This window comes from Salinicola aestuarinus (assembly GCF_003206645.1).
GTDB lineage: Bacteria > Pseudomonadota > Gammaproteobacteria > Pseudomonadales > Halomonadaceae > Salinicola > Salinicola aestuarinus.
In genome coordinates, this window is sequence record NZ_PZJP01000010.1 from 1 (window position 1) to 6,061 (window position 6,061).

Below are 6,061 nucleotides of genomic sequence, written 5' to 3' on the forward strand. Positions count from 1 at the left end.
CGCGGATGATATGGATCGACTCCGCCTCGAGCTGCTTGAGGTGGGTTTGACGCTGACTGCTGACCAGGGGATCTGCCATGAGAACTCTCGCTATCGCACCGCGCGGTGGACTCGACGGGACGCCACTGTCGCGCTCAAAAGGCAAACCCTAACGACCCGCCTTTAATAACGTCAAAGAATTAAAAACGCTTTTTAAAGGCTTTAAGAGAATATAAACCCCACTCCCCGCTTGCCGTTGGCGGCCCAGCCCGCGAGCTGGCTGGCCGATAGTGGAAAAGGACCCGCGACCCGACAGACGCGTGCCCCTGATGCGCTCACAGATCGACGCGCTCGATCCAGGTATGCAGCGAGTCATGGGTGAAGTCCACGACGCGCAGCCCGGGACGCGCAGCCTCGTCAACAGCGAACTCGTGGCTGAGAGGCAGGAACTGATCCGAGGTGGCGGGACAGCCGTAGACTTCGACCATGCCTTCCCGCGCGGCGAACGCCTGATGGATATGACCGCACAGCATCGCCTTGACCTGCGGATAGGGCGCCAGCGTCTGCCACAGGGCATCACGGTCTGCGAGCCCGATCGCATCCATCCACACCGAACCGATGGCGAGCGGCGGATGGTGCAGCGCTATCAGCGTCGGCCGATCGTCGGCTTCCAACTGCTCGGCGAGGCGCTGCAACTGCTCGACCCCAACGGCCCCACCCGGCTGACCACTGACACGGGTATTCAGCAACAACACCCTCCAGGACCCGAGATCGATTGACTCGAGTAGCGGGTGCGCCGCCGCCATCAACTCAGGCTGGTCGTGATTGCCGGGTATCCAGAACCAGGGGCACGCAAGCTCACCGAAGGCATCACAGGCGTGGCGGTAGGCCACGGGCGTCTCGTCCTGCGCAACATCGCCGGTCATGAGCACCACATCGGGCCTGAGCGAATGGGCTCTGGCCAGCACGGCGTGAAGCTGGCGCAGCGGCTCACCCTTGCGCGAGCGCCCGGCCGGATCCGCGAGCAGGTGGGTATCGGTGACCTGAACCAGACGCATCAGCGAATTTCCGGCAGATCAGCGGCATGGCCGTACGCTTGCCCGTGCTGCAGCCACTCGCCAAGAAATCGGTTCAACTGCAGCTTCTCGTCGGGCTGGTGCATGCGCGGATTGGGGTAACGATAGCGACCTTGAAAGTGACGCTGACGCTGAAAATCGGTGACTTCCGCCATGTTGGCGTCGTGGTAAAGGTGCACGGTCATGCGTGGCGTATCGATGAACCCGTCGAGCACGCCCGTCTGGGACACCCGCGCGATCGTGGTATAGGGCGCCTGCTCCAGGACTTCGATCCAGAGTGTGCCGAAGCGAGCGTGCTCCCCGGCCAGTGGCACTTCCCGAGTTTCCCCGGCGTCCATATCCATGACCCACCGGCGCAGACGCAGATAGTTGCTACTGCACTCGGTCTGCAGTGTCTTGAGATCGGTGACGTAGGCCGTCTTGTGCATAGAACTCTCCGGCTCACCACAGACTTGTGATGGGCCCAGTCATGAACGTGTTTCGGCGCTCGCTCTCAAACTGGCCCGCTCGCGGGCAAGCCAGTGAAAGCCGATCAGCGCCATCGCGTTGTCCAGCTGCCCCGCCATCATTCGACCCCAGGCCTGGGAGAACGACATCACGTGCACCTGGATATCCTCGTGTTCCGTTTCGAGCCCATGGACACCCCCCACGCCTCGGCTATCGGCCAGGCCGCAGAAAAGTGTGACCTGCTCAGTACTGGCGCCCGGGCTCGGGTAATAACGGTGAATCTCGATCAGCTCGCCGAGCTCACACCCGGCCTCTTCCATCGACTCCCGACGCGCGACATCGGCCGGGCTTTCGCCGGCTTCGACAAGACCGGCCACCGGTTCGAGCTTCCAGGGGGAGTGCGGATCATCCAGCGCGCCGGCGCGGATCTGCTCGACCAGCACCACGGCGTCGCAAGCTGGGTCGTAGATTAGTACGCCAACCGCATCGCGGCGAACGTGCACCTCGCGATCCATCGCTTCGCTCCAGCCTCCGTCGAAGCGGCGGTGACGCAGCCGCCGTTTCTCCAGAGAGAAAAAGCCTGAATAGATCTCCTGGGTCTCCAGGCGCTGGACGTCGCCGGAGCCATAACGAGGTAAGGGCAAGCGGTGTTCGTTCAAGTCTACCTCCAGAGCGGACCGACAAAACGGATGTTATGGGGGTGATGACAGGACAATCCAACCAATCGCGGTCGCCGGTTTTGGGCAATGCGCCTCTCTGCAAGCGGGGCGATGCCGCTCTGCCCGCCAACACCTCGTTAGCGCTTAAACAGTCACTTGGCTAAGAAAAACCCTCCTATTGTTGTAAGACATTGCTGACAGCCGCGGCCAATAATCTCTTAAACATCATACAAATTACATATAGAAGACCATTTTAAAAACAGTCAAAAAATCGATTTAATCAATAAAAGTCGCCATGGAAAGCGGATAATACCCATAGAAAAATCCGCTTTATTAACCGTCTCATTGACCCTCAAATCCATGTTTTGTTTTGGTTTTTTGAATTCAATAACAAAAGACCAACAAATTAACAAAATTTTCTTTGACCTGGTTACTATTCATTACCCATCCTAGTGATACTTAGGAACGCAACACTAATGACGAATAAAAAGAATCGGATTTCTTACGCCAGGGGTAATAATCATGGTCATCTCCGCTAAGATCGCACCAACTCAGGAAGCCATCTCCGAGACGCCAGCGATTACCGTCGATGATGGAACGATCACCCTCTCTCAGCCGCGCCACATCCTGCTCAACCTGTCACCGGACGATGTGACCTCGCTCACCCGTGACGGCAATGATCTGGTCGTGCAGACCGATACCGGCGAGATAATTCGGATAGAGAATTTTTACGGTGACGCGGCAGCGCCGCCCAGCCAACTCTACCTGACGGGCGAAGATCAGCAGCTCATCCTGGCCGATCTGGGATCGGCGGCGAGTAATGGCATTGTCCCTGCCGATTACGTGCCACTCGATGAATACGGCGTGTTCGAACCCCTCGCCAGCGAATCATCGGAGGGTGGCTTCGGGACATTGGGTCTACTCGCCGCGGGTGGCGCACTGGCTGCCGGTGCCGTCGTCGCGGGTGGCGGCGGTGGAGGTGGCGGCGGAAACGATGACAACAACGATGATGCGCCCCCTGCCCCTCCGGCTGACAATATCGCACCGGATGCCCCGGCCGCCGTCGCCGTCAATGCCGACGGCACCGTCGTAAGCGGTTCTGCCGAGCCCGGCGCGACGGTCACGGTGACCGATGAAGACGGCAACACCCTGGGGAGCGACACCGCGGACGAGGATGGCGACTTCGACGTCGCCATCGAACCGGCGCAGAACGACGGTGAGGCGCTCGACGTCGTCGCCACCGATGATGCCGGCAACAGTTCCGACCCCACCCGCGTCACCGCCCCCGATAACACCGCACCGGATGCGCCGACCGATGTCGCCATCAACGACGACGGCACCGTCGTGACCGGTTCTGCCGAGCCCAACGCGACGGTCTCGGTGACCGATGAAGACGGCAACACCCTGGGGAGCGATACCGCGGACGATGATGGCAGCTTCGACGTTGCCATCGATCCGCCGCAGAACGATGGTGAAGCGCTCGACGTCGTCGCCACCGATGATGCCGGCAACAATTCCGACCCCACCCGCGTCACCGCCCCCGATAACACCGCACCGGATGCGCCGGTCATCGCGCTCGCCGATGACACCGGGGTCGATGCCACCGATGGTATGACCAACGACGCCACGGTCACCGTCGGCAACCTTGCAGACGACGCCACCTGGGAGTACTCGACCGACGGTGGGGAGACCTGGACCCGCGGCACGGGTGGCAGTTTCGAACTCGCCCCGGGGCGCTACGATGCCAACGACATTCAAGCGCGTCAGAGCGATGGCGAAAACAATGTCAGCGCAATCGACAGCCTGGGACCCGTCGTTGTTGATCTGACCGCACCCGGCGAACCGACCCTGGACCCCACCGATGGCACCACCGTCACGGGGATGGCTGAACCCGGTAGCCTCGTCACCTTGACGAATGGTGAAGGAGAGACCATCGGCACGGCACCGACCAATGCCAACGGCAACTGGTCGTTCCAGCCCGTCCCGCTCCTTCAGGACGGAACGACGGTCGCCGCTACCGCAGCCGACAGCGCGGGCAATGTCAGCGAGCCGGCCACAACTGTCATCGACACTGACCTCGATGACGTCATCCCGCCCGTCGCACCGACGATTGCCTTCGCCACCGATGACGTCGACCCCGTTGCCGGGCGGCTGAACGACGAGGACTTCACCAACGACACCACGCCCACGCTCACCGGCAGCGCAGAGGCGGGTAGCGAAGTGACGATCTACGCCAACGACGAGGTCCTCGGTACTGCGCTGGCTGACAACCAAGGGAATTGGACGTACACGATAGACGGGCGCGACGATGGCAGCGTCGTGTTTACCGCCACTGCCACCGACGCTGACGGCAATGTGTCGGACCCCAGTGCCCTCTTCACCCTCACTATCGACACCGTCGCGCCGGCGGCACCGGTTATCGATACCTCCGACGGCGAAATCCTCACCGGCATGGCAGAGCCCAACGCCACGATCGAGCTGACGGTCGATGGCGAGTCACTCGGGACGACCACGACCAGCCCAGAGGGCAACTGGTCTTTCGCCCCGGAAACGCCGCTGGACGACGGGACCGTCGTCGAGGCCGTTGCCACTGACCAAGCGGGCAACATCAGCGACCCCGCCTCGGTAACGACCGACGCCGACCTGCCTCAGCCGACGGGGCCGGCGGCGCCCGAACTGGTGGCCGCGATGGATCAGGTCGACCCGACGGGCATGCGCGAAGACGGCGAAGCCACCAATGACACAATGCCGACGCTGCTTGGCTTTGCCGAGGCCAATAGCGACGTCGTCATCATGATGGATGATGAGGTGATGGGTACGACCGTCGCCGACCCGCAAGGCAGGTTTGCATTCTCTCCGGATGAAGGATTCGACCCGGGTCTTCTGCTCTTCCGCGCTTTTTCCATTGGCCAGAACGGGCTCGTATCCGATACGAGTGACGTGTTCTCTCTTGCGCTAGATACCACCGCCCCCAACGCCCCGATCATCGACCCGACCGACGGCGAGACCGTCACCGGCACCGCCGAAGCCGGCAGCACGGTGACGCTCCGCGACGCCGACGACAACGTGCTCGGCACCGTGCCTGCCGACGAGAACGGCAACTGGTCATTCACGCCCACGCCTGCATTGGTAGACGGTGAACCAGTCACCGCAACGGCCACCGACGCCGCCGGTAACACCGGCCCCGAAGAAACGGCGACGGTGGATGTCGACTTCGATGACCAGACCCCGCCAGTCGCGCCGACGCTGAATGGCGCCACCGATGACGTTGCTCCGATCGCCGGTGAGGTGGATAACGGCGCGAGCACCAACGATGCCTCCCCGCGCCTCAATGGCCAGGCCGAGGCCGGCTCGACCGTGACGATCTTCCAGGACGACGTTGAGATCGGCACCACCACCGCCGGCAATGACGGCACCTGGTCGTTCCCGGTCCAGGCACTCCCTGACGGTGAAGTAACCTTCAGCGCCACAGCCACCGATGCCAACGGCAATGAGTCGGTGGCCAGTGATCCGTTCACCCTGACCATTGATACCACCGCCCCCGACGCCCCGATCATCGACCCGACCGACGGCGAGACCGTCACCGGCACCGCCGAAGCCGGCAGCACGGTGACGTTGACCGACGCCGACGATAACGTGCTCGGCACAACGCCCGCCGACGAGAACGGCAACTGGTCATTCACGCCCACGCCTGCATTGGTAGACGGTGAACCAGTCACCGCAACGGCCACCGACGCCGCCGGTAACACCGGCCCCGAAGAAACGGCGACGGTGGATGTCGACTTCGATGACCAGACCCCGCCAGTCGCGCCGACGCTGAATGGCGCCACCGATGACGTTGCTCCGATCACCGGTGAGGTGGATAGCGGCGCAAGCACCAACGATGCCACACCACGCCTC

The 6,061-nt window shown here is 62.2% G+C and carries 4 protein-coding genes; 1 reads left to right on the forward strand and 3 read right to left on the reverse strand.

The features are described 5' to 3' along the window. Positions 1-314 precede the first annotated feature (314 nt). From DOM41_RS14870 to DOM41_RS14880, 3 genes are read right to left on the reverse strand one after another with little or no spacing between them, the layout of a single operon-like run. Positions 315-1,037 (reverse strand): phosphodiesterase, encoded by a 723-nt coding sequence (locus DOM41_RS14870; RefSeq protein WP_110687670.1) that lies wholly within the window; start codon positions 1,035-1,037, stop codon positions 315-317. Continuing rightward, positions 1,037-1,483, reverse strand: a complete 447-nt coding sequence (locus DOM41_RS14875; protein ID WP_110687671.1) for a DUF1249 domain-containing protein — start codon at positions 1,481-1,483, stop codon at positions 1,037-1,039. Before DOM41_RS14875 ends, DOM41_RS14870 begins: the two co-directional genes overlap by 1 nt. A gap of 39 nt (positions 1,484-1,522) precedes the next feature. Next, positions 1,523-2,146, reverse strand: coding sequence for an NUDIX domain-containing protein (locus DOM41_RS14880; protein ID WP_245391869.1), 624 nt, complete (start codon positions 2,144-2,146; stop codon positions 1,523-1,525). Positions 2,147-2,683: 537 nt separating this feature from the next. Between DOM41_RS14880 and DOM41_RS14885 the strand changes: the two genes are divergently transcribed. Continuing rightward, positions 2,684-6,061: Ig-like domain-containing protein (locus DOM41_RS14885; RefSeq protein ID WP_157956945.1), on the forward strand; the 3,378-nt coding region annotated here is incomplete at its 3' end.

What these genes read in the sequence shown, in the direction of transcription:
- DOM41_RS14870 (WP_110687670.1), bottom strand. Translation starts at nt 1,037, where the DNA reads ATGCGTCTGGTTCAGGTCACCGATACCCACCTGCTCGCGGATCCGGCC.
- DOM41_RS14875 (WP_110687671.1), bottom strand. Translation starts at nt 1,483, where the DNA reads ATGCACAAGACGGCCTACGTCACCGATCTCAAGACACTGCAGACCGAG.